The 26,145-nt window shown below is 46.1% G+C and carries 23 protein-coding genes, 1 riboswitch and 1 other annotated feature; of the genes, 6 read left to right on the top strand and 17 right to left on the bottom strand.

What is annotated here, in order from left to right:
- Positions 1-48: 48 nt before the first annotated feature.
- Positions 49-774 (bottom strand): pseudouridine synthase, encoded by a 726-nt coding sequence (locus ATG71_RS08975; protein WP_286163126.1) that lies wholly within the window; start codon positions 772-774, stop codon positions 49-51.
- A gap of 142 nt (positions 775-916) precedes the next feature.
- On the bottom strand, positions 917-2,536 hold the full coding sequence (locus tag ATG71_RS08970; protein WP_098439288.1) for a putative polysaccharide biosynthesis protein: 1,620 nt from the start codon (positions 2,534-2,536) through the stop codon (positions 917-919).
- A 197-nt stretch (positions 2,537-2,733) separates the two neighbouring features.
- Between ATG71_RS08970 and ATG71_RS08965 the strand changes: the two genes are divergently transcribed.
- On the top strand, positions 2,734-3,996 hold the full coding sequence (locus ATG71_RS08965; protein WP_098439287.1) for a BaiN/RdsA family NAD(P)/FAD-dependent oxidoreductase: 1,263 nt from the start codon (positions 2,734-2,736) through the stop codon (positions 3,994-3,996).
- Positions 3,997-4,042: 46 nt separating this feature from the next.
- On the opposite strand, the gene ATG71_RS08960 is transcribed toward ATG71_RS08965, so the two are convergent.
- The 6 genes from ATG71_RS08960 to ATG71_RS08935 all read right to left on the bottom strand — a co-directional run bounded on the left by ATG71_RS08960 (position 4,043) and on the right by ATG71_RS08935 (position 11,434).
- The gene (locus ATG71_RS08960) at positions 4,043-4,225 is read right to left on the bottom strand and encodes a sporulation protein Cse60 (RefSeq protein WP_034765594.1); all 183 of its coding nucleotides are present in this window, start codon (positions 4,223-4,225) and stop codon (positions 4,043-4,045) included.
- Positions 4,226-4,376: 151 nt separating this feature from the next.
- On the bottom strand, positions 4,377-4,691 hold the full coding sequence (locus tag ATG71_RS08955) for a rhodanese-like domain-containing protein (RefSeq protein WP_098439286.1): 315 nt from the start codon (positions 4,689-4,691) through the stop codon (positions 4,377-4,379).
- Positions 4,692-4,885: 194 nt separating this feature from the next.
- Positions 4,886-7,300, bottom strand: coding sequence for a leucine--tRNA ligase (gene leuS / locus ATG71_RS08950; protein ID WP_098439285.1), 2,415 nt, complete (start codon positions 7,298-7,300; stop codon positions 4,886-4,888).
- A gap of 57 nt (positions 7,301-7,357) precedes the next feature.
- Positions 7,358-7,580: a binding site (T-box leader), on the bottom strand.
- Between the two features lie 121 nt (positions 7,581-7,701).
- A complete protein-coding gene (locus ATG71_RS08945; RefSeq protein WP_098439284.1) occupies positions 7,702-8,478 on the bottom strand; it encodes a 3-hydroxybutyrate dehydrogenase in 777 nt (258 codons plus the stop codon).
- Between the two features lie 4 nt (positions 8,479-8,482).
- On the bottom strand, positions 8,483-9,805 hold the full coding sequence (locus ATG71_RS08940; RefSeq protein WP_098439283.1) for a GntP family permease: 1,323 nt from the start codon (positions 9,803-9,805) through the stop codon (positions 8,483-8,485).
- 270 nt (positions 9,806-10,075) lie between these two features.
- Entirely contained in the window at positions 10,076-11,434 is a 1,359-nt protein-coding gene (locus tag ATG71_RS08935; protein ID WP_098439282.1) for a sigma-54 interaction domain-containing protein, read from the bottom strand.
- Between the two features lie 175 nt (positions 11,435-11,609).
- Between ATG71_RS08935 and ATG71_RS08930 the strand changes: the two genes are divergently transcribed.
- A complete protein-coding gene (locus tag ATG71_RS08930; protein ID WP_098439281.1) occupies positions 11,610-12,113 on the top strand; it encodes a cupin domain-containing protein in 504 nt (167 codons plus the stop codon).
- 324 nt (positions 12,114-12,437) lie between these two features.
- Here the strand turns inward: ATG71_RS08930 and ATG71_RS08925 are convergent, their stop codons facing one another.
- From ATG71_RS08925 to ATG71_RS08915, 3 genes are all read right to left on the bottom strand, one after another.
- Positions 12,438-13,625 carry an MDR family MFS transporter gene (locus ATG71_RS08925; protein WP_098439280.1) on the bottom strand — a complete coding sequence of 396 codons (1,188 nt, stop codon included), beginning with the start codon at positions 13,623-13,625 and terminating at the stop codon, positions 12,438-12,440.
- 136 nt (positions 13,626-13,761) lie between these two features.
- The gene (locus ATG71_RS08920; RefSeq protein ID WP_060672924.1) at positions 13,762-13,926 is read right to left on the bottom strand and encodes a hypothetical protein; all 165 of its coding nucleotides are present in this window, start codon (positions 13,924-13,926) and stop codon (positions 13,762-13,764) included.
- Entirely contained in the window at positions 13,923-14,216 is a 294-nt protein-coding gene (locus tag ATG71_RS08915; RefSeq protein WP_098439279.1) for a YtzC family protein, read from the bottom strand. The genes ATG71_RS08920 and ATG71_RS08915 overlap by 4 nt, the downstream gene beginning before the upstream one ends.
- Before the next feature lie 209 nt (positions 14,217-14,425).
- Between ATG71_RS08915 and mnmL the strand changes: the two genes are divergently transcribed.
- A complete protein-coding gene (gene mnmL, locus ATG71_RS08910) occupies positions 14,426-15,382 on the top strand; it encodes a tRNA modification radical SAM protein MnmL/YtqA (protein WP_483295337.1) in 957 nt (318 codons plus the stop codon).
- Positions 15,379-15,951 carry a tRNA 5-(aminomethyl)-2-thiouridylate-methyltransferase MnmM gene (mnmM, locus tag ATG71_RS08905; RefSeq protein WP_034765556.1) on the top strand — a complete coding sequence of 191 codons (573 nt, stop codon included), beginning with the start codon at positions 15,379-15,381 and terminating at the stop codon, positions 15,949-15,951. Before mnmL ends, mnmM begins: the two co-directional genes overlap by 4 nt.
- A gap of 40 nt (positions 15,952-15,991) precedes the next feature.
- Here mnmM and ATG71_RS08900 read toward each other — a convergent pair whose 3' ends face one another.
- The 4 genes from ATG71_RS08900 to ATG71_RS08885 all read right to left on the bottom strand — a co-directional run bounded on the left by ATG71_RS08900 (position 15,992) and on the right by ATG71_RS08885 (position 21,713).
- Entirely contained in the window at positions 15,992-16,996 is a 1,005-nt protein-coding gene (locus ATG71_RS08900; protein WP_098439277.1) for an LLM class flavin-dependent oxidoreductase, read from the bottom strand.
- Between the two features lie 104 nt (positions 16,997-17,100).
- Positions 17,101-19,476, bottom strand: a complete 2,376-nt coding sequence (locus tag ATG71_RS08895) for an immune inhibitor A domain-containing protein (protein WP_483295336.1) — start codon at positions 19,474-19,476, stop codon at positions 17,101-17,103.
- A gap of 346 nt (positions 19,477-19,822) precedes the next feature.
- Positions 19,823-20,896 carry a tetraprenyl-beta-curcumene synthase family protein gene (locus ATG71_RS08890; RefSeq protein ID WP_098439276.1) on the bottom strand — a complete coding sequence of 358 codons (1,074 nt, stop codon included), beginning with the start codon at positions 20,894-20,896 and terminating at the stop codon, positions 19,823-19,825.
- A 13-nt stretch (positions 20,897-20,909) separates the two neighbouring features.
- Entirely contained in the window at positions 20,910-21,713 is an 804-nt protein-coding gene (locus tag ATG71_RS08885; protein WP_098439275.1) for an alpha/beta hydrolase, read from the bottom strand.
- A gap of 84 nt (positions 21,714-21,797) precedes the next feature.
- Here ATG71_RS08885 and ATG71_RS08880 point away from each other — a divergent pair, with 84 nt between their 5' ends.
- Complete coding sequence (locus ATG71_RS08880) at positions 21,798-22,313, top strand: gamma carbonic anhydrase (RefSeq protein ID WP_098353471.1); 516 nt, start codon at positions 21,798-21,800, stop codon at positions 22,311-22,313.
- Positions 22,314-22,428: 115 nt separating this feature from the next.
- On the opposite strand, the gene metK is transcribed toward ATG71_RS08880, so the two are convergent.
- Positions 22,429-23,631: a methionine adenosyltransferase gene (gene metK, locus ATG71_RS08875; RefSeq protein ID WP_098439274.1), complete on the bottom strand. Its 1,203-nt coding sequence runs from the start codon at positions 23,629-23,631 to the stop codon at positions 22,429-22,431.
- Between the two features lie 216 nt (positions 23,632-23,847).
- A riboswitch (SAM riboswitch) is annotated at positions 23,848-23,991 on the bottom strand.
- A gap of 318 nt (positions 23,992-24,309) precedes the next feature.
- Here metK and pckA point away from each other — a divergent pair.
- Positions 24,310-25,899, top strand: coding sequence for a phosphoenolpyruvate carboxykinase (ATP) (gene pckA / locus ATG71_RS08870; protein ID WP_098439273.1), 1,590 nt, complete (start codon positions 24,310-24,312; stop codon positions 25,897-25,899).
- 54 nt (positions 25,900-25,953) lie between these two features.
- On the opposite strand, the gene ATG71_RS23080 is transcribed toward pckA, so the two are convergent.
- Complete coding sequence (locus ATG71_RS23080) at positions 25,954-26,103, bottom strand: lmo0937 family membrane protein (protein ID WP_106298475.1); 150 nt, start codon at positions 26,101-26,103, stop codon at positions 25,954-25,956.
- Between the last annotated feature and the right edge of the window lie 42 nt (positions 26,104-26,145).

Genomic DNA, 26,145 nt, shown 5'->3' with positions numbered 1-26,145 from the left:
ACAAAAAAACGGGACAGCACCTTTAGCGAAGGGTGCTGCCCCGTTTTTTTATTGGGGTTTATATTCTTTCAAAAGCGTTACTTCCTCTTCCGTCAGTTCACGGTACTCACCAAGCTCCAGGTCTTCATCAAGCTTAAGGGGTCCCATGGTCAAACGCTTCAGATAGACCACGCGCTTCCCGACACTTTCAAACATCCTTTTCACCTGATGGAATTTTCCTTCCGTAATCGTCAATTCGATATCCGAAGTCAGACCCGACTTTAAGATCGTTAAATCCCCAGGCTTCGTTTCATATCCATCATCCAAGGTGACACCATCTTTGAACGCTTCCACATCGGCTTCGGTCACTTCTCCGTCGATCACGGCAAAATACGTCTTCGGCACATGGCGCTTCGGTGAAAGAAGCTGGTGGGATAATTGACCGTCGTTCGTGATCAGAAGGAAGCCTTCCGTATCCTTATCCAGTCTTCCCACTGGGAACGGATTGAAGATTTGATCTTCGAGCTGAAGTAAATCAATCACCGTTTCATCCTGTCCGTCTTCAGTGGCGGAAATGACTCCCGGCGGCTTATTCATCAGCAGGTAGATGAATTCCTTATACTCGACCTGTTCACCGTACAGCATGACGGTATCCTTTTCAGTATCAATATGGACCTTTCCATCCTTGATGACTTCCCCATTCACCTGAAGTCCGCCATCCTTTAATAGTTTCTTTACTTCCTTCCGGCTGCCGTAGCCCATATTCGCAAGCATTTTATCTATTCTCAAGTCAATCACCCTCCATTAAATAATCCTTTTAAGGTCGTTCTCCAACGGGCATGTACCCTTCCTTCTATTATTCTTCACACAGGCTGCTGAAGGTAAGCAGCTTTAGTCAAAATAAAAAAGGGATGATCATGCCTCATCCCTTTTTCTTTTACCCGATGCGCAGTTTACTGCGGATTTTCGAAATCTTGTCACCGAACAATTTGTCCGCGAGTTTGCTTCTTAAGCTCAGATAGAAGTAAACGAGTGCTCCCACTCCGCCGCAGATGGCTACAAGGATGATCGATTGGAATCCTGTCTCCGGACTAAGGAATTTAACCAGGACAGCATACAGTACCAATACGACTCCGGCCATGACGGCATTCAAAGCGCCGATGAACATGGTCCTTCTCAAAATCAACCTGAACTGATATCGTGCATACTTTTTAATCACATAGAGATTGATCAGAATCGCCACTACATATCCGATCGTCGTCGCAAGCACGGCACCCTGTGTTTCAAAAAGGCGAATGAGCGGGATATTCAGGACCAGCTTCAGAAGCAGGCCGACCAGCAGGCTGAAAATCGTGAATTTCTGCTCATCGATCCCTTGAAGAATCGCTGCAGTGACCGCAAATAGTGCAAACAGGATCGCAACAGGTGCATAAGAACGTAAAATCGAGGTTCCGAGGGCATCGCTGTGATAGAACAACGTATACATCGGTTCAGCCAAAAGGGCCAGTCCGAGTGCTGCCGGCACGGTCAGAAACAACAGAATCTGAAAGGTCTGGTCAATGTTCCTGCGCATCGTCTTCCGGTCACCGCTCGTATACGATGTCGTAATCAGCGGAATCAGCGTCATGGAGAAAGCTGTCGCCAGTGACACCGGAATGATCACGAGCTTATGCGTGTAGAAGTTCAATACGGCAAAAGCGTGGTCCGAGACCTTCGCGTTCCCGATATCCGCCATGGCGGTATTGAAGGTGATCTGATCCACCAATTGAAACAATGGATTGGCGAGTCCCACAAAAATGAAGGGAATCGAATAGGCAATGATTTCTTTGTACATCGCTTTTAACGAAATCTCTTCGTTCCCCCGGTCCTCTTCAAGAAGTTCATCCAAATGAGGTTTCCGCTTGAACCAATACCAGATCAATGCTCCAAGACTCGCAAGCCCCCCTACGAAAGCAGCGAATGTCGCAACGGAAATGGCCGTTGTCACGGTCCCATCCAGAATGTTCAATACGACATAAATCCCGCCAAGGAGGAAGACGATCCGGACGATCTGTTCAATCACCTGGGAAACCGCTGTCGGCCCCATGGATTGATGACCCTGGAAGAATCCGCGGATCAAACTCATGAACGGAATGATGATCAAGGCAAAGCTCACGGCCCGGATGACGGTGGTCACCTGAGCAACGGAAATGACCTGCTCATCGCTTTTGATCGTCATTTCTGCGAAGATCGGTGCAAATGCATACATGATGAGGAATGATACGACACCAGTCAGCGTCATGAGGACGAGCCCGGATTTAAACAATTTCCGCCCTACGGCATATTCCCCGATGGCATTATATTTTGAAACGAATTTTGAAACGGCCAGTGGCACTCCTGCAGTCGCTACTGTCAGAAAGATCGTATAAGGTACATATCCATATTGATAAAGGGATGCCCCTTCTTCATGACCTTTTAACAAATCATCGAACGGTATAACATAAAAAAGACCCAAAAACTTCGAAATAAAGGTCCCTAACGTTAAGATAAACGTTCCTCTAATTAATTTAGATGACATAGTATCCCTCTCTATATATCTTGTTGCCCGTTACACAAACAAAATAAATTCGAACTAAGAAATTTTCACACTATCAGTAGTTTACTACTGTACGATTCGAATGACAATTTTTTTCGAATGTTGTATTTAAAACCCATCCCATTTAAAATAAGGTGAAACTTCATTTCTGAAGCGAATATTAAAAGTTGGTGGGAAAAATGGTAAAAAAATACGATGTCATCATCATAGGCGGAGGACCATCGGGCTTAATGGCCAGTATCGCAGCCGGGGAAAACGGCGCGAAAGTCCTTCTTGTAGATAAAGGAACAAAGCTTGGCAGAAAGCTTGCCATTTCAGGAGGCGGCCGCTGCAACGTGACCAACCGGCTTCCTGTAGAGGAAATCATCAAGCATATCCCCGGGAACGGGCGTTTTCTATACAGTGCATTTTCAGAGTTTAATAATGAAGATATCATTTCCTTCTTTGAAAACTTGGGGATTCAGTTGAAAGAAGAAGATCACGGACGGATGTTCCCTGTATCGAACAGGGCCATGGATGTAGTCGAAGCTTTGCTCGGGCGCATGAAGGAACTGAAGGTCGACACCCGGACAAGTACCAGCGTCGAAGAAGTTCTGTACGAAAATGGCAAAACGGCGGGCATCCTCTTGAAAGACGGGGAAACCATCACCGCAAACGCTGTCGTGATCGCGGTCGGCGGCAAGTCCGTCCCTCACACCGGTTCGACTGGGGACGGGTATCCATGGGCGACGAAAGCCGGGCATACGATCACGGACCTGTTTCCGACAGAAGTTCCCCTTACGTCGGACGAGCCATTTGTGAAAAAGAAAGAGCTGCAGGGCCTTTCTTTGCGCAGCGTCGATTTAAGCGTTTTGAATCCGAAAGGGAAAAAGATCGTCACCCATAAGATGGACATGATCTTCACTCACCTCGGTATTTCCGGCCCGGCTGTTCTCCGCTGCAGCCAATACGTCGTAAAGGCCATGAAGAAATGGAACCTGACACACGTGGCCATGCAGATCGACTCCATGCCCGATCAAAATGAAGAGCAGCTATTCCAATCCCTGCATAAGCAGGTGAAGGAAGATGGAAAGAAAGCGGCGAAAAATATTTTTAAAGGCCTGGTCCCTGAGCGATATCTTCTCTTTCTACTTGACCGTGCAGAAATCGATCATGATGAAAAAGGGGATCACATCTCCTCAGAAAAGGTCCGTCATTTTGCCAAGCTCTTAAAACAATTCACCTTCAATGTGAACGGCACACTATCCATTGATAAAGCCTTTGTAACGGGAGGCGGGGTTTCCATCAAAGAAATCGAACCTAAAACGATGGCTTCGAAAAAGATGGATGGCCTCTTCTTCTGCGGGGAAGTGCTTGATATCCATGGTTACACAGGCGGATACAATATCACCTCTGCCCTGGTGACCGGTCGGCTTGCCGGGTTGAATGCAGCAAAGGTTTAATGTCAAAAAGAAAGGTTGATCCTCATATCCTGAGCGATCAACCTTTTTATTTTCTGTACACGACCATGGCAGAGAAGCAATAGATCTGGTCCTCCACTTCCTCGGACATCGCAGCCACATGATATTTAATATCCACGATCTTTTTATCATCCATCTTGCTGAGAAAATGGTTCATATCCTTCTCTAAATCTTTTTCATGCTCATAATCGAATACCTTTACCTGGATCATGGAATCCCCTCCCGGATTGTTTTGGTATTAGTATTGTCAGAATATTATATTTTCAAACGATAGAGAGGGGATTTTTTGGACGGAGAGTGTGAACATACGAAAAGAGCACACCCCTCTTAATAAAAAGGATGTGCTTCCCACTCAACTACCATTATTTCTTCGCTGCAGTTTCCCCAGCCCAGTTCATCATGCCGCCTTCCATGTTCACCACTTTATACCCTTGCTCATGCATGTAGTGGGCAACATTTCCGCTGCGGTTTCCTGAACGGCAGATAAAAATATATTCCTTGTCCTTATCGAATTGATCAAGTGACTCAGGGATTTCACCCATCTTGATATGCTTCGCTCCAGGAATCATGCCCTCTTCCACTTCTTCATCCTCACGAACATCCACTAGTAGCAGATCTTCACCATTCTTCAACTTCTTCTCCAGCTCATCCGTTGTAATCGTCTTAATACTATCCATTTTCAACATCCTTTCAACATTCATTTAATCATTCATTTAATCATTCACCAAGATTATACCAAAGCACGTCCCCAGAACAAAAACATCAGATCCAAAAGCTGGACCAAAAAGAGGGACGGACCTCATCGAAATGCCGGTTTAAAGCGATTCCCGCTTAAAATCAAGCCCATTTCGAGGTCCGTCCCTCCCCCTTATTAGTTTGCTACGATGTTGACTAGTTTGCCTGGTACGGCGATGACTTTGCGGATGGTTTTTCCATCGATTTGTGTTTTGATTTCATCGTTTTCCATGGCTGTTTTTTCTAGGTCGTCTTTTGTCATGTCGCGTGGGATCATGACTTTGGCTTTCACTTTTCCGTTCACTTGAAGGACGATTTCGACTTCATTATCCACTAGCTTCGATTCATCGAATGTCGGCCATGCTTCGTAGGAAATCGTTCCTTCGTAACCAAGCTTGCTCCAAAGTTCCTCTGTCATATGAGGTGCAATCGGTGACAGAAGCTTGATGAATCCTTCTACATACTTCTTCGGAAGCGTATCCGCTTTGTAGGCATCATTGATGAATACCATCAGCTGTGAAATCCCTGTGTTGAAACGAAGACCTTCATAATCCTCTGTCACTTTCTTGACGGTTTGGTTATACGTCTTATCAAGGTCAGGGTTCGGTGCATCCTTCACTTTAGAAGAAATGGTACCGTCCTCCTCGACAAGCAGGCGCCATACGCGGTCAAGGAAACGGCGCGCTCCGTCAAGTCCGTTCGTGCTCCAGGCAATGGATGCCTCCAGTGGCCCCATGAACATTTCATATAGGCGAAGGGTATCGGCTCCGTGAGATTCCACAACCTCATCCGGATTCACGACGTTCCCTTTTGATTTACTCATTTTTTCATTGTTTTCCCCAAGGATCATTCCTTGGTTAAACAGTTTCTGGAACGGCTCTTTTGTCGGCACTACCCCGATATCATATAGGAACTTATGCCAGAAACGTGCGTACAGTAAGTGAAGGACCGCATGCTCGGCTCCTCCGATATACGTATCCACCGGCAGCCATTCCTGCATTTTCTTCGCATCGGCAAGGGCCTCTTCGTTATGTGGATCGATATAACGGATGTAGTACCAGCAGCTTCCTGCCCACTGCGGCATCGTATTTGTTTCACGACGTCCTTTTTTGCCTGTTTCAGGATCCTCGACGTTCACCCATTCACTGATGTTTGCAAGCGGAGATTCACCTGTTCCGGACGGCTTGATTTCAGTCGTCTTCGGAAGGACAAGCGGCAGCTCACTTTCAGGAACCGTCGTTGTCGTGCCGTCTTCCCAATGAATGACGGGAATCGGCTCACCCCAGTAACGCTGACGGCTGAATAACCAGTCGCGTAGGCGGTACGTAATTTTCTTCGTTCCGATATTTTTCTCTTCCAACCAGGAAATGGCTTTCGCAATCGCTTCTTCCTTACCAAGTCCATTAAGGAAATCGGAATTCACGTGATCTCCGTCACCTGTGTACGCCTCTTTTTCAACGTTTCCACCAGCGACAACTTCTACGATAGGAAGATCGAATTCTTTCGCAAACTCATAATCCCGTTCGTCATGGGCAGGAACCGCCATGATCGCACCGGAACCGTAGCTCATCAGGACGTAATCGGCGATCCAGATCGGCATTTTCTCGCCGTTAGCAGGGTTGATCGCATAAGCTCCTGTGAAAACACCCGTCTTTTCTTTTGCCAGATCTGTACGCTCAAGATCACTTTTCGACTTGATCTTATCGATGTACTCATCTACTTTCGAGCGCTGTTCGTCTGTCGTGATTTCGGTTACAAATGGATGCTCAGGAGCAAGCACTGCGTAGGTCGCACCAAAGATCGTATCCGGACGGGTCGTGAACACATCGAATGATTTGTCATGACCGTTAATGGCAAAATTCACTTCTGCCCCTTCAGAGCGTCCGATCCAGTTACGCTGCATATCTTTAATGCTTTCCGGCCAGTCAACCTCTTCAAGGTCTTCAACAAGACGATCTGCATAAGCCGTGATCTTCAGCATCCACTGCTTCATCGGACGGCGCTCTACGGGATGACCACCGCGTTCGCTCTTTCCGTCGATGACTTCTTCATTGGCAAGGACCGTTCCAAGTGCCGGACACCAGTTCACGGCAACCTCATCCACATAGGCTAATCCTTTTTCATAAAGCTTGGTAAAGATCCATTGCGTCCACTTGTAGTAGCCGGGATCCGTCGTATTGACTTCACGGTCCCAGTCATATGAGAAACCAAGTGATTTGATTTGACGGCGGAATGTATCAATATTTTTTTGAGTGAATTCTGCCGGATCATTCCCTGTATCAAGGGCATACTGCTCAGCCGGTAAACCGAATGCATCCCAGCCCATCGGATGAAGGACATTGTACCCCTGCATACGCTTCATGCGGGAAAGGATGTCAGTCGCCGTAAACCCTTCCGGATGTCCAACGTGAAGACCTGCACCTGATGGATACGGGAACATATCCAGCGCATAGAAATTGGATTTTCCTTCGTCTTCCGTTGCCTTGAACGTTTTATTCTGTTCCCAATACTGCTGCCATTTCGTCTCAACACTTTTATGATTAAAACTCATATTGAGATCCTCCTTTAATTTTCATAAAAAACAAAAAAACCCTCATCCCAAATAAATATTTGGGACGAGAGTCTGTATGTACATTCTCCCGCGGTACCACCCACATTAGTGTACGCGCACTCAGCTTCATTCATCCTTAACGCGGAAAACGGCAAGTCTTACTGTTAATTCACACTTGCAACTCAGCAGGCGAGTTCATGATGCTTCTGGTTGACTTTCACCACCCGTCAACTCTCTACGACAGAAAACTCTCATTACTACTCCCGATCAACGTTTCAATATAAGTAAACACTATATGTATTCACTATTTTAGTGAAAAATATACAGAAGCGCAAGCCTATTGTTGGTTTGTGGATAAAAAAAAGAAACGGCCCCTTTAAGAACCATCTCTCTCCACCAATCTATTGAACCGTATACCCGCCGTCCAGTACGACTGCCTGCCCGGTGATCCCTTTTGCGGCATCACTGCACAGGAATATCGTATAGTCGGCAATTTCTTTTACGTCCAGGAGCCTTCTCTGAGGCACCAAAGGATAGATGACTTCTTCAATCACTCTCTCAAAAGGGACGTTTCGCGTCTTCGCGAGATCCGCCAGTTGATTCCGGACGAGAGGCGTATCCACGTAGCCCGGACATACCGCATTCACGGTGATGCCATGCTCCGCTGTTTCCAGTGCCGCGACTTTCGTCAAACCGATGACTCCGTGTTTCGCAGAATTATAGGCGGCCTTGCCCGAGAATCCGACCAATCCATTAATGGACGCCATATTGATGATCCGCCCCGACCCCTGAGCCTTCATGTGGGGAAGAGCATGCTTAATGGCGACAAATGGGGCCGTCAGCATGACTTTTAAAAGCAGCTCGAACTTTTCAGTCGGAAATTCTTCGATATGTGATACATGCTGAAGCCCTGCATTGTTGATCAGGACATCGAGCTTTCCGAAATGTTCCACCGTTTTCCCGATCGCTTCTTTTAATTCTGATTCAGATGTTACGTCACAGCCCAATCCGAGAACCTCATAACCTTCTGCTTTAAGAGATTCTGAAGCTTCCCCAACAGCTTCTTCCTTCAGATCCGTCAGGACGACTTTCGCTCCAGCAGCGGCAAATTCCCTGCCGATCTGGTAGCCGATGCCCTGGGCCGCCCCTGTTATGAATACCACTTTATTTTCTACCATGTTCTTAAATCCCCACTCCCAAGCTGAATAATACAATCGCCAGCGCCAACCCGATAAGAGGAACGATGACCGTCAATGCTCCGACAGCACCATACGCTTCTCCATGTGATTCATTACAGATCGAGCGGATCGTCGTCACGACGTATCCATTATGCGGCAGTGAGTCCAGTGCTCCTGAAGATATCGCCACTACCCGGTGAAGGGCTTCTGGGTTCACTCCCATATCGACGTAGTGCGGTGCAAGGATCGGCAGGGCAATTGCCTGACCACCCGACGCCGAACCTGTCATACCGGCGATGACACTGACGGCGATGGCTCCACCGATCAATGGTGAACCAGGAATATTCGTCATGACATCGACTGCTGTAGTGAAGGCAGGAACCGCTTTGGCCACCCCGCCGAAACCGACAACGGCCGCCGTGTTCCCGATGGCGATCAACGCTCCGACCGTCCCCTCGGAAACCGCTCCCCAGAAGCCTTTGAAATACTTACGATTCAATAAATACGCGGAAATGACCCCGCCGAGCAAGGCGATGATCAGAGCCGATTGTTTTAAAGAATCGTGGAATGAAAACGCCAGGATGAGGACGACCAATAATGGGATTAATCCCATGAACGGGTTTGGTAACGGTCTGCCTTCATCAATTACCGGATCTTCTTCACGGGCGTGGAATTTCTCTCCCTTTCTCACAGCCTTTGTGATCATGCGCTTTAACCACCAGTACCCAAACACCGCCATGAATACGGCAACGATCAAGCTGACTTCCCAGCCTGCATAGGGCGTTGTCCCTAAATATTCGATGGGGATCCAGTTCTGGATCTCCGGTGAACCGGCTGAGGTCATCGTAAACGTGACCGAACCGAACGCCAGTGCCGCCGGAATGAAACGGCGTGGAAGGTCCGCTTGTTTAAACAGACTCACCGCCATAGGATAAACCGAGAATGCGACAACGAACAGGCTGACTCCCCCGTACGTCAAAACCGCACAGGCAAGTACGATAGCGAATACAGCGTATTTCATCCCCAATTTTTCTACTACAAAACGGGAGACGCTGTCTGCGGCACCGCTATCCTCCATCACTTTCCCGAACACGGCTCCCAGTAAGAACATCAAGTACCAGGCAGCGACAAAGCTTGTGAAGCCTGACATATAGTTCGTGACAAGATCTGCTTCGCCTTCTCCCGCCAGTTGCGGAAAAAGCGGCATCCCGCTCAGCACGGCGACAAATAATGCCGAGATGGGTCCAACGATCAGGATGTTCATGCCCCTCATCGTTAAAAAGATTAATAAAATGAGTCCTCCAATCAGACCGATCATGCTTAACATGATATTTCCCCCTTTGTTCTCTAAAGATGATGACGCTTACATTTTTATCTTGCTGCGTACGCTCCCCTTTCCCAAAAATATGTTCACTTAGTCATCATGCAATAATTGTGCCAACTTTCAGATTACTATTAACATCCTCCCATAATTTTTCCTAGTCCGGAATCCTGGACAAATTCTTCCATCGGTCTCGAAATGTTCACCATTTCTCTTAAAAACAAGATAGTCCGGAAAAGCGGACTTTTTTCCACATTTCCGGACTATCTCATGAGTTTATAGAAGACCATACTTATTTAATTTTTCATACATACTGGATTTACTGATCCCAAGCGATTCTGCAGCCTTTCGCTTATCTGGCTGGGCTTGCAGACTTTGAGTGAGAACGGACTTTTCCGTTTCTTCCAGGATTTCTTTCAGCGTTTTTGATCCCACTCCAAATACATTACCCGACTTCATATAAGTCGGCAATGACTGAAGGGAAATGGTGCTTCCATTCGTCAGATAGGTGGAAGCGTGAATGACATTTTCCAATTCACGGAGATTACCCGGCCAGCTGTAGGAAAGAAAAATCCGCATCACCTCTTGATCGAAATCCTTGATGCGTTTTCCCGAGGATTTAGTGGATTTCTCCAGGAAAAAGGATGCGAGGGTTTCAATATCGTCTTTCCGCTCACGCAGTGGAGGGATTTGGAACGGGATGACATTGATCCGGTAATACAGATCGCTCCGGAATCTCTTTTCTTCCATCATTTTCTCCAGTGGCCGGTTCGTGGCGGCAATGATCCTCACGTCCACATTCTGTACCCGTGTTGAACCGACTGCCTCGACCTCCCCTTCCTGTAATACCCTGAGAAGCTTCGCCTGCATATTAAGAGGCATATCACCGATTTCATCAAGGAATAATGTCCCCTTATGGGCGAGCTGGAATTTCCCTTTCTTTCCGCCCTTTTTGGCCCCGGTGAATGCTCCTTCTTCGTAACCAAAGAGCTCCGACTCCAAGAGCTGCTCAGGGATCGCGGCACAGTTCACTTTAATGAAAGGCTGTCCACTTCTTTCACTCAGCTGATGGATGCTGTGCGCGAACAGCTCCTTACCCGTTCCACTCTCCCCTCTGATCAGGATAGAAATATCACTCGGGGCGATCATTTGAGCTTTGTCCTTCAATTCATTCATACCTGCTGATTCCCCTATGATATCATTGAGCGAGTATTTCACCCCGGTATTGATGTCCTGTATGTAACTTTGGATCTTTGACATCATGTTTTTCACATGTGAACTCATTTGCATCCATTCACTCGTATCACGGAAAATGACGGATCCGAAGGCACCGATCACCCTCCCGTCCACTTGAATCGGGATTCGGTTGGCGATCATGTAATTTCCTTTAATATATTGAAGATCTGCCACCTCTTCTTTCCCGCTCTCTGCCACTATGTGCATCCTCGTGTTTTCAATCACATTCGTTACATGTGATCCTATCGCTTGATTCCGTTCAACCTCAAGGAAGTGACAGTAATTGTCGTTTATATAAATAATGATTCCTTCGTCATCGACGACAACCAACCATTCGAAAGCGTTCTCAAGAATGATTTCAATCATGTCAACGGATACCTTTTTCAATAAACTGCTCATTTTCCATCGCCTCCGCTGTTTTGCAAGAGAATATATACTTCTATAGTAGCACATCCTATCATGCGTTTTTTGAAAACAATTCCGACTTGTCAATAATTTCAATTGCCAGTCGGGATTCGGTTTAATGCCCGTCGTATTAGGGAATCTTCTTAACAATGAATGGAGGAATGAAAGGATGAAAATCGCAGAACTGAAAATATTTTATTTCGATGACGATGGAATCATCCCGAATAACCCGGACCTGCCCGTACTCATCTACCGGAACGCCCTTGATCAGGCAAATGAAGCCGAAGAGATCTTCAATCAGAATCACTGGTTGAACAGCTGGACAAACGGTATTTATGATTATCACCATTATCACAGCAACGCCCATGAAGTATTGGGTGTCATGCAGGGTGAGGCAAAAGTCCAATTAGGCGGGGAAAAGGGCGAAGAAGTGAGGGTTCATCAAGGTGATGTGATGGTCCTGCCAGCCGGGACCGGCCATAAGAAGTTGACAGCAAGTCCCGACTTTAGAGTCGCCGGTGCCTATCCTGACGGAGACAGTTATAATGTAAAAAAGGGTTCATTACGTGAACGTCCCAGTGTGTTAATTGAAATCAAAAACGTTCCCCTTCCATCATCAGACCCAGTATTTGGCGATAAGGGTCCTCTGATAAAATATTGGCTCAAAAAATGAGTTAGAAACCATTCTGCACTGTATTCATTCCTATTTCTCTATAGCAATGCTTCCTAGAAACGGCTATCATTACTTATAAAAGCACAATATAATCTTCGGTTAAAGATTATATTTATAAAATAGTCTTGTTTTCTTTCAAGTCCTATGCTATTCTATTATAGCGATGAGCTGAATTGTGTAAGTCGGTGATCACGTCCTAGTGACAACAAACGATGTGGCGTTTGCTGATTATCCGCCTCAATTTTTTGCAAGTGGGCTTCCATAGGAAATGGGAGCCCTTTTTATATGAAGAAACCCCCAATGATTTACTCATTGGGGGTTTCTTCATTGTTGTACGGATACTGTCACGGCGCTTTTCTTTTTCAATGGACGGTCATATTGACTGGTAATCAATAATGATACAGCGAAAAACGCGATCAGCGTCATGAAGAGCACCTGCATGCTGAAAACATCCACCAGCACACCACCGATAAACGGACCGATCATTCTTCCACCAGTTGCCGTACTGTTAACGATCCCCTGGTAAAATCCTTCCCTGCCCTTTGGAGCAAGTGAGTTGGCTATTGTCGGGACCGCCGGCCAAATGAGCATTTCGCCGACCGTCAGGATGATCATGGCAATGGCAAACCACTGAAATTGATCGGCAATCGACGCGACACCGAACGAAATCATGAAAATGATGGTCCCGATCATGATTTGGAGTTTTAAATTGTTTTCAAAACGCTTGATCGCTTTGGACAAGATCGGCTGCGCAAGAACAATCAACGCTCCGTTGATGGTCCACAATAAGCTGTACTGTTTCAGGGATATATTGATTTCCTGCGTATAGGTGGCGATGGTGGACTGCCATTGCACGTACCCCATCCAGCATAAAAGATAGGCCACACATATGAAGAGCAGGGCCTTCAGCTTCGATTTGTCCCTTATCACCTTTGATTCATTCAACACCGACGTGTGATGACCCGCAACCGAAATGTTCCGGTATCCGAAGAAGGCGATGAAGAAAAAGACGATATACATACTCAGATTAGCCATAAATATATAGTTAAAGGAGAATGAGGCGACGAATCCGCCCAATGCAGCTCCGACGGCCACCCCAATATTCTGGGCGACATAGACGGAATTGAATGCTTTCCGTCCGCCTTCCGGCCACACTGAACCTGCCATGGCGTACATGGAAGGAAATACGATTCCTGAACCGAATCCGACAACGGTCAGGAAGACAACATAGTATGAAAAGCCGTGCCATATATTCATTCCGATCAAAGCGGATAATGTGATTGAAATTCCCAACAGGATGGAACGATAACCGCCAAAACGATCGAATAACGTCCCTCCAATCAGATTCCCGATCACACTCGCGCCTGCATTCATCATCAGCACAATTCCCGCTACAGACAATGACTTCCCTAAATTTTCATGAAGGTAAATCGTATTAAGCGGCCATAAAAAAGAGGCTCCCGTCACATTCACCATCATTCCAATGACAAGTAACCATAATGATTTGGGCATCATTCTGCCCCCTTTCCACTCTTTTATTTCGAGTCCCAAAAGGATTTTACTCCTTTTCCGGGAAGGGGGCAAGAATTATTTTTTCATATTATAAAAAAGACCAGGCACTCCTTATGAGCACCTGGCCGGGGACGTTTTATTTCCCGTTATGATGATTGGATTTGACAGGCTGACCCTGTTTTTCGTAGCGCTTTTTGGCTTCTTTGACAGGATTGTTTTCAGCACCGAATTCTGTATCCAATTTACGGAAATCACTGCGGGTCTTTTGTTCAGGGTTGTTTTGATCAGAGCGTGTACTCAATGTAATTTACCTCCCACTACATTCGGATCATGATCCAGCAAAATCATTTCATTCTGCAAGGCTTGAAGTTGAAGTCTCATGCGATGCAGTTGTTCACGCTGCTGGGAGTTTGCATTGTTCGCCATGTGAGCCACGTCGTTGACCGCTTCTTCAAGCTGCTGCATGGCCTGTGTGTATTCCACATCATGATAATGCTCCTGCTGTGTCCCTGCTTTATATTGTTGTTGAGCGTAACGAATGGCATCTTCGCACTTCTGAATGCATTCATCCATCGAATTCCTTGTTGCCATTTCGACTACCTCCTTGATGGTTGGAATCAAGAAGAGGAAGGTCCTATCCTTACTCTCCTCCATCTTAGTTTGAACTTGTTTGCCCGTTTCAGAAGTGGTAATCTTCGCCTATTTCCATTCGCAGGATACATTTGTCCCCTTGTTCATGATAAAATCTCTTTAGCGTCATACATACCGCTATATCACTTGAAATTTAGGAGGTGTTTGTCATCGGGACAAACCCATTTCCATATGCCACAGATTTAAAACGATATCACACATGGAATTACCACCTCCGAAACCATTTCGGACATAAGGTGTTTAAAGTTGCCCTCGACGGCGGGTTCGATTGCCCGAACAGGGATGGCACGGTTGCACACGGCGGCTGTACCTTTTGCAGCGCGGCAGGCTCGGGGGACTTTGCCGGAAGCAGGGTCGACTCCTTAGAGAAACAATTCAATGACATCAAAGGAAGAATGCATAAAAAGTGGAAAGACGGAAAGTACATGGCGTATTTCCAGGCGTTCACGAATACCCATGCACCCGTTGACGTCCTGAGGAAAAAATACGAATCCGTTCTAAATCAGGATGGAGTCGTAGGCCTTTCCATCGCTACACGCCCTGATTGCCTTCCTGACGACGTCGTCGAATATTTGGCTGAATTGAATGAGAGAACATATTTATGGGTTGAGCTCGGGCTGCAAACCGTCCATGAAAAAACGGCGGCCCTGATCAACCGGGCTCATGATTATCAGTGTTATATCGAAGGTGTCCATAAATTGCGTAAGCACGGGATCCGTGTATGTACCCATATTATTAACGGACTTCCCCAGGAAAATGAGGAAATGATGATGGAAACAGCACTTGAAGTGGCAAAGCTTGACGTCCAGGGAATCAAGATCCATCTTCTGCACTTACTGAAGGGAACCCCCATGGTCAAGCAATATGAAAAAGGTCTCGTGGAGTTCATGGACTTTGATCAATACGTGAAACTCGTTTGTGACCAACTGGAAGTCATCCCTCCTGAAATGATCGTTCATCGCATCACAGGGGACGGACCTATCGACTTGATGATCGGACCGATGTGGAGCGTGAATAAATGGAGCGTACTGAACGCCATTGATGATGAATTGAAACGCCGGGACAGCTGGCAGGGAAAATATTATAAAATGGATGTGAAAGCATGAAATTAGATCGAATACTACCTTTCGCGAGAGAGCTTCTGGAAAGGGCGGTGAAACCCGGGGATATCACGATAGACGCGACGCTTGGGAATGGACATGACACCCTGTTCCTAGCTCGACTGGTGGGGGAAAATGGCCGGGTATACGGTTTTGATATCCAGGAAGAAGCCATCCATAATACAAGGGAACAACTGATCACCCACGATCTCGCCGACCGGGTGACCCTGTTCCATCAGGGACATGAGACCGTCATGAACGTCATCCCGCCATTGCATTACGGGAAAGTGACGGGAGCCGTCTTCAATCTTGGGTATTTGCCCGGTGGTGACAAGGATATCGTCACTCGTCCGAAAACGACGATACTCGCGTTAAATCAAATTCTCGAAATGATGGCTCCTGAAGGAATCCTCGTCCTTGTCATTTATCACGGACATCCTGAAGGCGCGGTTGAACGGGACTATATCCTCCGCTACGTAGAGCGATTGGACCAAAACTACGTGCATGTCCTGAGATACCAGTTCATGAACCAGCTTAATAACCCGCCGTTTATCGTGGCGCTTGAGAAAAGATAAAGATAGGGACGGACCTCCGCGGAGGTCCGTCCCTCTTTTTTTATAATAATTCGTTTGCGATCAGTTCGAATGATTTGAGTTTATCCTTGAAGTCGTATGTGATGCTTACAAGCATGATTTCATCTGTCTGGTACTGTTCGCTTAGCGCAAGGAGTTTGTCTTTCACTTTCTTCGGATTCCCGACCACCATGCGCTTGCGGTTTTCCCGCACTCTCATGGCTTCGAATGGGGTGTACTGATACGTTGCCGCTTTCTCAGGGCTCGGGGTTCCGTTCGAGCGCATTCCCTGCTCGATCATCAGGATCGATAAATCGATGCTTGATGCGACCCTTTCCGCTTCTTCATCCGTTTCGGCACAGATGGCAAAAACGGCTACGATGTTCTTCGGTTCCTTCAAGTATTCAGAAGGTACAAAGTTATTCCGGTAGGCTTGCGTATATTGTGGTCCGCCTTCCCCATTGATGAACTGGGCAAATGTATAAGGCAGTCCTTTTTGCGCGGCAAGCATGGCACTGGATGGACTTGACCCAAGCATCCACACTTCCGGCATAGTTTGGATCATCGGTGCTGCCGTGAGTCCCTGGTATGGATGGGCATCAGGCAGGGAATCCGTCAGATAACCGAGAAGATCATCGATTTGTTCCGGGTAACGATTCACATCCCGCGGTTTTCCGTCATGCAGGGCCATCGTCGCCATCGGCATGCCACCGGGAGCCCTTCCCAAACCTAAATCGATCCGATTCGGATTCAACCCTTCAAGCAAACGGAAATTCTCCGCAACTTTATAGGAAGAGTAATGGGGAAGCATAACTCCGCCGGAACCCACACGAATTCTTGACGTATTCTGTGCAAGATGCGCAATCAGCACTTCCGGTGATGAACCGGCAAGGCTCGTTGAATCATGATGCTCTGATACCCAGAACCGTTCAAACCCTAATCTTTCTGTATGTTTCGCTAATTCTACTGTATTATTTAAAGCCTCCTGCGGGCTCATTCCTTCTGCAATCGGTGACTGGTCTAGTACACTTAGCTTCAAAATGGACATCTCCTTTGATTGATGTGTGTATTATTATCAATTCCGAGGGAAAAAATGTCCACTAACATGCTTAAAGGGTGACGGCCGGAATGGCCATCACCCTTTTTGCTTGCTTATTTTTTGTAAAGTAACACTTTACCGACTGTACCGTCAGCACTTTCACCTGTTACACGGAAATTCAATCCGTAGTTCGGAACGTTACGTCCAGCGTCTACTAGACCTTTATTGCTGTAATCCGCACTGTCATCAAATAGTGGGTTACGTGCAGTGTGGTTGTCTTTCATTGTGATGCCCAGTAATTCAGAGTAATCTAGGAACATTTTCTCTGATTTGTTCAGGCTGAATGCAGCATCGTGGATCTGGTAACGGGTAGATCCGACTGAACCGTCGCTCCAGTAGTTTGTGCTTTGATCTGCATCAACCACTCCAAGGAATCCGTCTCCAGGATGGATTCCAGTCCAGTTTTCACTGAATTGATTATCCACATACCATACAACTAAACCTTCATTATATTCCATCAGGCTAGCACCACGGCGGATATTTGCTAGTCCTTCATCAACACCGTTGTGGCTGCGCCATTCTAATAGGTAGTAGTGGTCAGAGCGTTTGATACCGTCATTTTTTTCGAATCCATCTAAAGTGAATTTAGCATCGCCTTCAGCGTCATCAAACAATACTTGTTCTCCATCAACAACTACAGAAAGATCGTCTGCATATAGACCAGGTTGAGAAACTGCACCATCTGTTACGTACTCGATTGCAATTTCCACTTCTTCTCCAGCGAAAGCAGAAAGATCGAATGAAGCGTCAACCCAGCCATTGGAAGAACCAGTGATTCCATTACCTAGATTCGCATCATGAGGATTCTCATTCGTTGTAATATCACTTGCAACCGGTTCACCGTTAACTGTTACATATGCGTAATCCCAGTCCTTTTCGATGTCGTACCAAGCTTTGAAGTTGAATTGAGCAGAAGTTGCATTGGTTAAGTCAACTTTTGTAGTCAAAGTATTTTCTAAGTCATCAGCACTTCCAGAGAAGTACTCGTAATCACCGCTTGCAGGCTTATTGATGACTGTTTCTTTTTGAGGAAGATTCACTTTCACTACATCATTATTCGTACCTTTTGTAGCTGCTTCATCTAGAAGTACTTCAGTTCCTTTACCATCTAAATCTTCAACATTTACTTCAGTTCCAGTCTGCCAATTTCCAGGTGTACCTTCACTATCCACTACAGCAGAAGCCTGAAGCATTTCCTTTGCATAAGGACTGAATCCAGTCGGCTGTGCTCCCGGGATGTCTCCTGCCCAGCTTCCGCTTGCCATGATGGACCAGTAGCTTACCGCTTCACCGGCACCTGAGTACTGAGTATCATACTCATCAGGCAATCCTAAATCATGTCCGTATTCGTGGGCCATGACTCCGACTGCACCGTCTTCAGGTTCGATTGTGTAGTCATAGGCAGCCATTGGTCCACCCCAATAGTTAACCTCCGCTTCTGTTCCAGCGATTGGAGTTACTCCATTTAAATTCCAGCGGTGTGACCAGATAGCGTCAGATCCTAAAGAACCACCACCAGCTTCTTCTCCAACACCTGAGTGAATAACCATTAAGTGATCGACAAGCCCGTCCGGCTCAAGATAATCTCCGTCTCCATCAAGATCGTAACGATCCCACTGGTCATAATCTGCAAGGTTTACGTCTTCATCCGCAGCAGCTGCTGCCAGAGCTTCTTTTACAAGACCTCTTGCATCGACATCACTATCATCTTCTGTTGGATAGTTTCCACCATAAGCAGCCGCCGGTTTACTTGCTGTATACCACCCAGCAACCTCACCATCCACTGAGTAACTTCCACCCGATTGCTGTTCATAATACTGTTTCATTGATACATACGTCTTTCCGTCTGGCCCTGTCCAGCCACCATCTCCGAATAACATATCCTGATAATGCTCACGTGAATAAGCATCCTCACCGTCATAATGCATATCCGTTTCATCAGCCGTCATTGAATTATGAGGCTTGTCCGGGTAATCAACAAGAAGAACCAATACTTCGTCGGTACGCTTTTCACCATCATATGCCTCTTCTTCTACAGAAGCCGGTGCGTTTTTCTTAGCTTGTCCAAGCTTATTTCCCTTACCTGAAGTCAGGCTGTTACTCTTCATTTCTTTTTTCAGCTTGGTCTTCGTTTCCGCTACCTCATCCTGAAGTTCCCCTGGATTTTTTTCAGCAGAATCCGCTTTCGCTTTAAGGAATTTTTGCAATCCCTTCTGTGCTTCTGCAGCAGTAGCATTCTTCTTGATCTTGCCTTCTTTCTTCAGCATCTCGATCAGACGTTCATCGTTCGCGATTCCTAAATCGAACGCCCCTCCATGCTTATGATCATATTTCACCGTTGGCTTCGCTAACACATTCTGTGGTCCCACGGTTGCAGCTGAGGCAGGTACAGCAAATGCCCCTACACTCAGTGCTGCGGCCATGGCCATGGATAATACTTTACGTGATTTCAAGCACGATTCCCCCTTAGTTATGTACTAAATATTTACACTAACTACAATATACTCCACTATTCTGAAAAGTAAATATATTCAGAATACATTTGGTTATTTAGTATTACGAAATAAATGCAATATAGTTAAAAAGATTCATATACACTCGACAGGAAATCGGGACTATCGTCACCAAACCAGGAAAATCAACAAAAAAATTATGTATAAATATGGTATATTTGGTCTTATGATGGGTGACCATGTCCAACTTTGGTTTGGGAAAATAGACAAAAAAAGGGACGGACCCCCGAAGTATTTCGGAGGTCCGTCCCTCGATCGTTTATTAAGATGTTTTTTTGCGGTTTCTCCATTTGCGGTAGATTTTCCCGTTCAGGTAGAAGAATTTGGTGATCCAGCCGGCTTCTCCGATGAATTGTTTGGAGAAGGATTGGACGCTTGCCTGTTTACTGGCTTTGTCGTCAGAAAGGTAAACCCCGATGAGTCCTTTATTGATCAAACGGTGAAAGTGAGCATGTGGAAGCTCATGGGTATGTTCATCGGCCTTCTGGAGAAAATGGATGAGACGCTCTTTTAAATGCTCATCATTTTCATAGTAGAAACAGAAGTTCAAATCTCCCCCTTCCCGGTCCTCATCCTGATCGATGAAGTAATCGAGAAGGATATGTAATCCTTGAATGTACGGGAAATAGCCTCGCTTGATTTTCTCCGTATACGAAGGCTTGAAGTCACTTCGATTGGCATAAGAGACCAAGCAGAAGATCCCAAGGGTAGAGCCCGAACAAGCCGAAAACTCATACCAGTCCATTTCAGGCAGGTTCTGGCGATGGGTTTCGAACCATCCTTGAAGCCTGGCCACCCTCTCTTCTTTCTTCACGTGTTTATGTATTTGCAGATCACAGTAATACTCACACAGTTCAAGGAGATCATCCTTGATGCTATCGTAATGGCGTAAGCTGCGCAGAACGGATTGACAGGTCAGGACCAGATCCCTCAGGTATCCTCCATCATCCTGGTCCCTTCTTAAAGCATAATAATTGACGGGTTCTGCCCCCACCTTCAAGGAATCCTTCATGGACTGATGCAGGAGGGCAAAGTCATCGGGATCGAGGGACACACTGCGATCGCACAGATTATCCAGGTAATCGCTGATCGTCTGATAGGCAACGATGAACCGGATCGTATCTGCTTTATGATCCAATGCCAGCAGGGAAAGGATCGATCCTCCCTCGCAATGGAACGTTTTATGCTGAATGCTCGCAAGTGCTTGGTTTCTCAGTTCCTGATTCGGGATTTCTTCCGCCCGCTTTTTCCAGCACGCCAATTCCTCATGCACGATGGGAAAAACGGTGCGGTACACTCTTGTCATCAATGAAAAGGGATCACTTGGTATCGACATTTCATCACCTCTTTTACAAAATGTATCCCAGTGCTTTCAAGCGACTTTCAATGAAGATCTTAGAATACTCATAGATCTCTTCTCTTTCTGGTTCATTATAAATTTCATGATAGCACTTTGGCCATTCTTTGTAATGCATTTCAGATAATGACAGCTCATTGAACCATTTTTTCACTGTCTTTTTTTCGACGATTTTATCATCCCCCGCCTGCATCACAAGTAGTGGGACATCAGGCATTTTTTCCAGGTTGGAGAAGGCGGCCTTCATCGCCTGTACGAGCTCCCTGTACCAGCGGACAGACACTTTCGTGATATAGAGCGTATCATTGCTGTCGATTTCCCTGACATCTGCGTTCCGGGTCGCCATATCGATGGTCAATCCGGACGGGAACTTCACCATGGGAGCGATCTTATTTAAACCGAGGGACAATAGCTCGACCGGTTTAGCCGGGGTCGTAACCAGTCCCAAACACGGCGAGGATAAAATCACACCCGCTACGTTCACATGGGATTCCTGCAGGAGGCGTATGGCGATAAGCCCGCCCATACTATGACCGATCACAAAGACAGGCAGTTCGAATTGATAGGCTGCCTGGACCCAGTCCTTCACTTCCACGATGTATTCATCAAAGGAATCGATATGGCCCCTTTGGCTTCTTGACGTCATTCCCTGACCGGGTAAGTCACCCATGACGACATGGAATCCCGATGCACGCCACATTTCAATGAGCCAACCATATCTTCCGTGATGTTCCATCGCCCCATGAATGATGACGATGACTGCCTTTGCCTCTTGATCTGATTCCCATTTCCACATGACAAATCCTCCTTTGTAGTTCTCTCCATGAAAGAATTCTGCTACCATTATTATAATAAATATTATTGAAAGGGGTAGTAAAAAATGCTCTATCCGTATTATGATAAAAAACCCGTCATCGCACATTCGGCTTTCATCGCCGATTATGTGACCATCTCAGGGGACGTCGAGATCGGTGAAGAATCGAGTATCTGGTTCAATACCGTCATCAGGGGGGATGTCGCTCCCACTAAGATCGGTGATAAAGTAAATATACAGGATAACTCCATTCTCCATCAGAGTCCAAATAACCCTCTTATCCTTGAAGATGAAGTGACTGTCGGCCATGGGGTGATCTTACATAGCTGCAAAATCAGGAAAAAGGCATTGATCGGCATGGGTTCCATCATCCTCGATAATGCCGAAATCGGCGAAGGAGCGTTCATCGGAGCCGGAAGCCTTGTCCCCCAGGGGAAGGTCATCCCGCCTAATACCCTCGCCTTCGGACGACCGGCCAAAGTCGTGAGGGAGCTCAATGAGCACGATATCAGTGAAATGAAGCGCATCTCCCGGGAATACGCTGAAAAAGGACAGTATTATAAGAGTATCAAACCGTTTTAACTTCCTATACTTGGGATACCCCATCCTCCTTGAGAATACTCATGGAAGATTTTCTTGTGATCGTCATCAAAAAAGACCAACACTCTGAAAAAGTGTTGGTCTCTTCTATCTTTCCTTATTCGCCCAGTGCTTCTGCTTTCAACGCATCCGCTTTGTTCGTGCGTTCCCAAGGAAGATCGATGTCGTTACGGCCGAAGTGTCCGTAAGCAGCTGTCTGTTTGTAGATCGGACGACGAAGGTCCAGCATTTTGATGATTCCTGCAGGACGCAGGTCAAAGTTATTGCTGACCACGTCAATTAATACATCTTCTGAAACTTTCCCTGTTCCAAATGTATCAACGGAGATGGATACGGGCTTCGCCACACCGATTGCATACGCCAATTGAACTTCACATTTCTCAGCAAGTCCAGCTGCCACGATGTTCTTCGCTACATAGCGCGCTGCATAGGCTGCAGAACGGTCCACTTTCGTTGCATCCTTACCAGAGAAGGCACCGCCACCGTGACGGGCGTATCCGCCGTATGTGTCAACGATGATTTTACGTCCTGTAAGTCCTGCATCACCTTGTGGTCCACCGATTACAAAGCGGCCAGTCGGGTTGATGAAGTATTTAGTCTGTTCATCGATTAGTTCTTTCGGTACAACCGGGTCGATGACATATTCTTTCAGGTTACGTTGAATTTGCTCAAGCGTCACTTCAGGGTGATGCTGAGTCGAGATAACGATCGTGTCGATGCGAACCGGCTTATCATTTTCATCGTATTCAACGGTTACTTGTGTTTTCCCATCCGGACGAAGGTAAGGAAGGATCTCTTCTTTACGAACTTCCGTTAATCGACGGGAGATTTTGTGTGCAAGGGAAATCGGAAGAGGCATAAGCTCTTTCGTTTCATTACAAGCAAATCCGAACATCAACCCTTGGTCACCTGCACCGATTGCATCGATTTCTTCATCCGTCATTTGACCTTCACGGGCTTCAAGGGCCTGATCGACACCTTGAGCGATATCAGCAGACTGCTCATCAATGGAAGTAAGAACAGCACATGTTTCAGCATCAAAGCCGTATTTCGCACGGGTATAACCGATTTCACGGATCGTTTCACGAACGATTTTCGGAATATCGACATACGTATTCGTAGTGATTTCACCGGCAACGAGCACAAGACCCGTTGTAACAGATGTTTCACACGCTACACGTGCATTCGGATCGTTGGTAAGAATTGCATCAAGAATTGAATCAGAGATTTGGTCACAAATTTTATCTGGATGTCCTTCGGTTACGGACTCAGATGTAAACAGACGACGTTTAGTTGACATCAAGGTTCCTCCTTAAGCATATTTGTCAGAAATCTTCTTCTGACAAAACAGTAAACAGATACGGTACTCATTTCCCTAAGTAGTATGAAGTAAACATGATTCTTTTATAAATAAATCATGATTTATGTGCATGTGGTCCACTATAAACAGAAAAAACCCTTCCTCGGGGAAAAAAGCTTCAGAGGAAAGGTTTCAGATCATAGCCGCGCCTTTTCTCTCTTATCGTTCAAGGTTTTAGAGACCTTGCCTCAGTTTAGCACCTTCGCTTAATCGGATTCATTAAAGAAATGGATCCATTCACTATTTAGCAGGTTGCTGGGTTTCATAGGGTCTGCTCCCTCCACCAGCTCAGGATAAGAGTATCCGTTCAAGGAACAATGATAACGGTTAGGACAAGTGGTGTCAACTCTTTTTGGATGACAGGTTTAACCATCCATTTCATGATCCCAGCCTGTTTTTTATCATTTAAATAACCTAATGGGGTAATGAGGCTAAACATTGAACGATACATTTCATATAAATAAGAAGAAACAAGCTTTATTCGACCAAGAAATGTGACAAAATGAAGACACATTATAAAATTAAATAAATAGTATAGACTAATAGCTTGATTGTGTTATACTATTTTTGTGAAGAAAACGATACCATTAAATAAATTTATATAAAGGAAGGGTTCTAATGAATTCAGTGAGCATGTCTAATGAATTAACAGAATTACTTAACGGTCAAAACATTCAGGAACAATTATCTGTTTCTCAACTAGTCGAAAAGGTCCTTCAACGAAATGAAGGCGTTTTAACATCATCAGGTGCAGTCAGAGCAGAAACTGGTAAATACACAGGACGCTCTCCTAAAGATAAATTTATTGTGGAAGAACCAACGACGAAGGATAAAATCGAGTGGGGTTCTGTCAATCAACCGATCTCTTCGGAATCATTCGATAAATTATATACGAAAGTCATCTCATACTTAAAAGAAAAAGAAGAAGTTTTCTCATTTAAAGGGTTCGCAGGCGCCGACCCAAAACATAGACTGCCGATTCAAGTGATCAATGAGCTCGCCTGGCATAATCTGTTTGCACACCAATTATTCATCCGCCCGAAAACAGAAGAGTTGAAGGATCATCAATCCGAGTTCACCGTGATTTCAGCCCCGAACTTCAAAGCTGACCCTGAAGTCGACGGCACTCACTCCGAAACGTTCATCATCGTTTCATTCGAAAAACGGATCGTATTGATCGGCGGTACGGAATATGCCGGTGAAATGAAGAAATCGATCTTCTCAGTCATGAACTATGTACTTCCTGAATCCGACATCCTTTCCATGCACTGCTCATCGAACGTCGGTCGTGAAGGCGATGTAGCATTGTTCTTCGGATTGTCCGGTACAGGGAAAACGACTTTATCCGCAGATCCCAACCGCCGCTTGATCGGTGATGATGAGCACGGCTGGTCACCGAATGGCGTATTCAATATTGAAGGCGGCTGCTATGCTAAGTGCATCGGGCTTACACGCGAAAAAGAACCTCAGATCTTTGATGCGATCCGTTTCGGTTCCGTCCTTGAAAATGTCGTTCTTGATGATATGTCCCGCATTGCGGATTATGATGATAACACTTTAACAGAAAACACGCGTGCTGCCTACCCCCTTCAAGCGATGGAAAACATCGTGGAGCCAAGTATCGCAGGACACCCAAATACGATTGTATTCTTAACAGCTGATGCATTCGGCGTATTACCTCCGATCAGCAAGCTGACAAAAGAACAGGCGATGTATCATTTCCTAAGCGGATATACATCGAAGCTTGCAGGTACAGAGCGTGGGATCACGTCACCACAGGCAACATTCTCGACATGCTTCGGTTCACCGTTCCTTCCGCTTCCTGCCACTCGTTATGCAGAGATGCTTGGTAAGAAGATCGATGAGCACAATGCACAGGTATTCCTTGTGAACACCGGTTGGACCGGCGGAGAATACGGAGTCGGGAATCGAATGAAGCTTTCCTACACCCGCGCCATGATCCAGGCAGCCCTTGAGGGTGAGCTTACGAATGTCGAAACGGCAACAGACGAGATCTTCGGCCTGAACATCCCGGTTCACGTTCCTGGTGTTCCAGACGAAGTGCTTCAACCTAAGAAGACATGGTCCAATGAATCGGCCTATGAAGTAAAAGCAAAAGAACTTGCTCACAAATTCAACGAGAACTTCAAGAAATTCTCGAACGTTCCTTCAGACATCGAGGAAAAAGGCGGCCCTGCCGTTAAATAATTGAAAAACACAAAGGTCCGTCCCTCATCTTCGAGGGACGGACCTTTGTTATCGTTAGAGCCCTTTTTTACGGCCGGTGATTCTGTTGAATAAGAATACGACAACGGCGATGATCAGTAGAACATGGATGACGGCTCCACCGATTTTAAAGATCAATCCTAGTAACCAGAGAACTAATAAGATTCCGATGATGGTCCAAAGCATATGTGCTCCTCCTTAGATCTATTATAGAAAAACGAGTATTGC

The sequence above is a fragment of the Bacillus sp. es.034 genome, assembly GCF_002563655.1.
In the GTDB taxonomy this organism is placed as follows: domain Bacteria; phylum Bacillota; class Bacilli; order Bacillales; family Bacillaceae_B; genus Rossellomorea.
This window is presented reverse-complemented; position numbering and strand designations above follow the sequence as displayed.

What these genes read in the sequence shown, in the direction of transcription:
- ATG71_RS08940 (WP_098439283.1), bottom strand. Translation starts at nt 9,805, where the DNA reads ATGTTAAGCATGATCGGTCTGATTGGAGGACTCATTTTATTAATCTTT.
- ATG71_RS08960 (WP_034765594.1), bottom strand. Translation starts at nt 4,225, where the DNA reads ATGATCCAGGTAAAGGTATTCGATTATGAGCATGAAAAAGATTTAGAG.
- pckA (WP_098439273.1), top strand. Translation starts at nt 24,310, where the DNA reads ATGAATTCAGTGAGCATGTCTAATGAATTAACAGAATTACTTAACGGT.
- ATG71_RS08935 (WP_098439282.1), bottom strand. Translation starts at nt 11,434, where the DNA reads ATGAGCAGTTTATTGAAAAAGGTATCCGTTGACATGATTGAAATCATT.
- ATG71_RS08880 (WP_098353471.1), top strand. Translation starts at nt 21,798, where the DNA reads ATGCTCTATCCGTATTATGATAAAAAACCCGTCATCGCACATTCGGCT.
- leuS (WP_098439285.1), bottom strand. Translation starts at nt 7,300, where the DNA reads ATGAGTTTTAATCATAAAAGTGTTGAGACGAAATGGCAGCAGTATTGG.
- ATG71_RS08965 (WP_098439287.1), top strand. Translation starts at nt 2,734, where the DNA reads ATGGTAAAAAAATACGATGTCATCATCATAGGCGGAGGACCATCGGGC.
- ATG71_RS08945 (WP_098439284.1), bottom strand. Translation starts at nt 8,478, where the DNA reads ATGGTAGAAAATAAAGTGGTATTCATAACAGGGGCGGCCCAGGGCATC.
- ATG71_RS08915 (WP_098439279.1), bottom strand. Translation starts at nt 14,216, where the DNA reads ATGGCAACAAGGAATTCGATGGATGAATGCATTCAGAAGTGCGAAGAT.
- ATG71_RS08930 (WP_098439281.1), top strand. Translation starts at nt 11,610, where the DNA reads ATGAAAATCGCAGAACTGAAAATATTTTATTTCGATGACGATGGAATC.
- ATG71_RS08925 (WP_098439280.1), bottom strand. Translation starts at nt 13,625, where the DNA reads ATGCCCAAATCATTATGGTTACTTGTCATTGGAATGATGGTGAATGTG.
- metK (WP_098439274.1), bottom strand. Translation starts at nt 23,631, where the DNA reads ATGTCAACTAAACGTCGTCTGTTTACATCTGAGTCCGTAACCGAAGGA.
- mnmM (WP_034765556.1), top strand. Translation starts at nt 15,379, where the DNA reads ATGAAATTAGATCGAATACTACCTTTCGCGAGAGAGCTTCTGGAAAGG.
- ATG71_RS08970 (WP_098439288.1), bottom strand. Translation starts at nt 2,536, where the DNA reads ATGTCATCTAAATTAATTAGAGGAACGTTTATCTTAACGTTAGGGACC.
- ATG71_RS08895 (WP_483295336.1), bottom strand. Translation starts at nt 19,476, where the DNA reads ATGGCCATGGCCGCAGCACTGAGTGTAGGGGCATTTGCTGTACCTGCC.
- ATG71_RS23080 (WP_106298475.1), bottom strand. Translation starts at nt 26,103, where the DNA reads ATGCTTTGGACCATCATCGGAATCTTATTAGTTCTCTGGTTACTAGGA.
- ATG71_RS08890 (WP_098439276.1), bottom strand. Translation starts at nt 20,896, where the DNA reads ATGTCGATACCAAGTGATCCCTTTTCATTGATGACAAGAGTGTACCGC.
- ATG71_RS08955 (WP_098439286.1), bottom strand. Translation starts at nt 4,691, where the DNA reads ATGGATAGTATTAAGACGATTACAACGGATGAGCTGGAGAAGAAGTTG.
- ATG71_RS08885 (WP_098439275.1), bottom strand. Translation starts at nt 21,713, where the DNA reads ATGTGGAAATGGGAATCAGATCAAGAGGCAAAGGCAGTCATCGTCATC.
- ATG71_RS08900 (WP_098439277.1), bottom strand. Translation starts at nt 16,996, where the DNA reads ATGTCCATTTTGAAGCTAAGTGTACTAGACCAGTCACCGATTGCAGAA.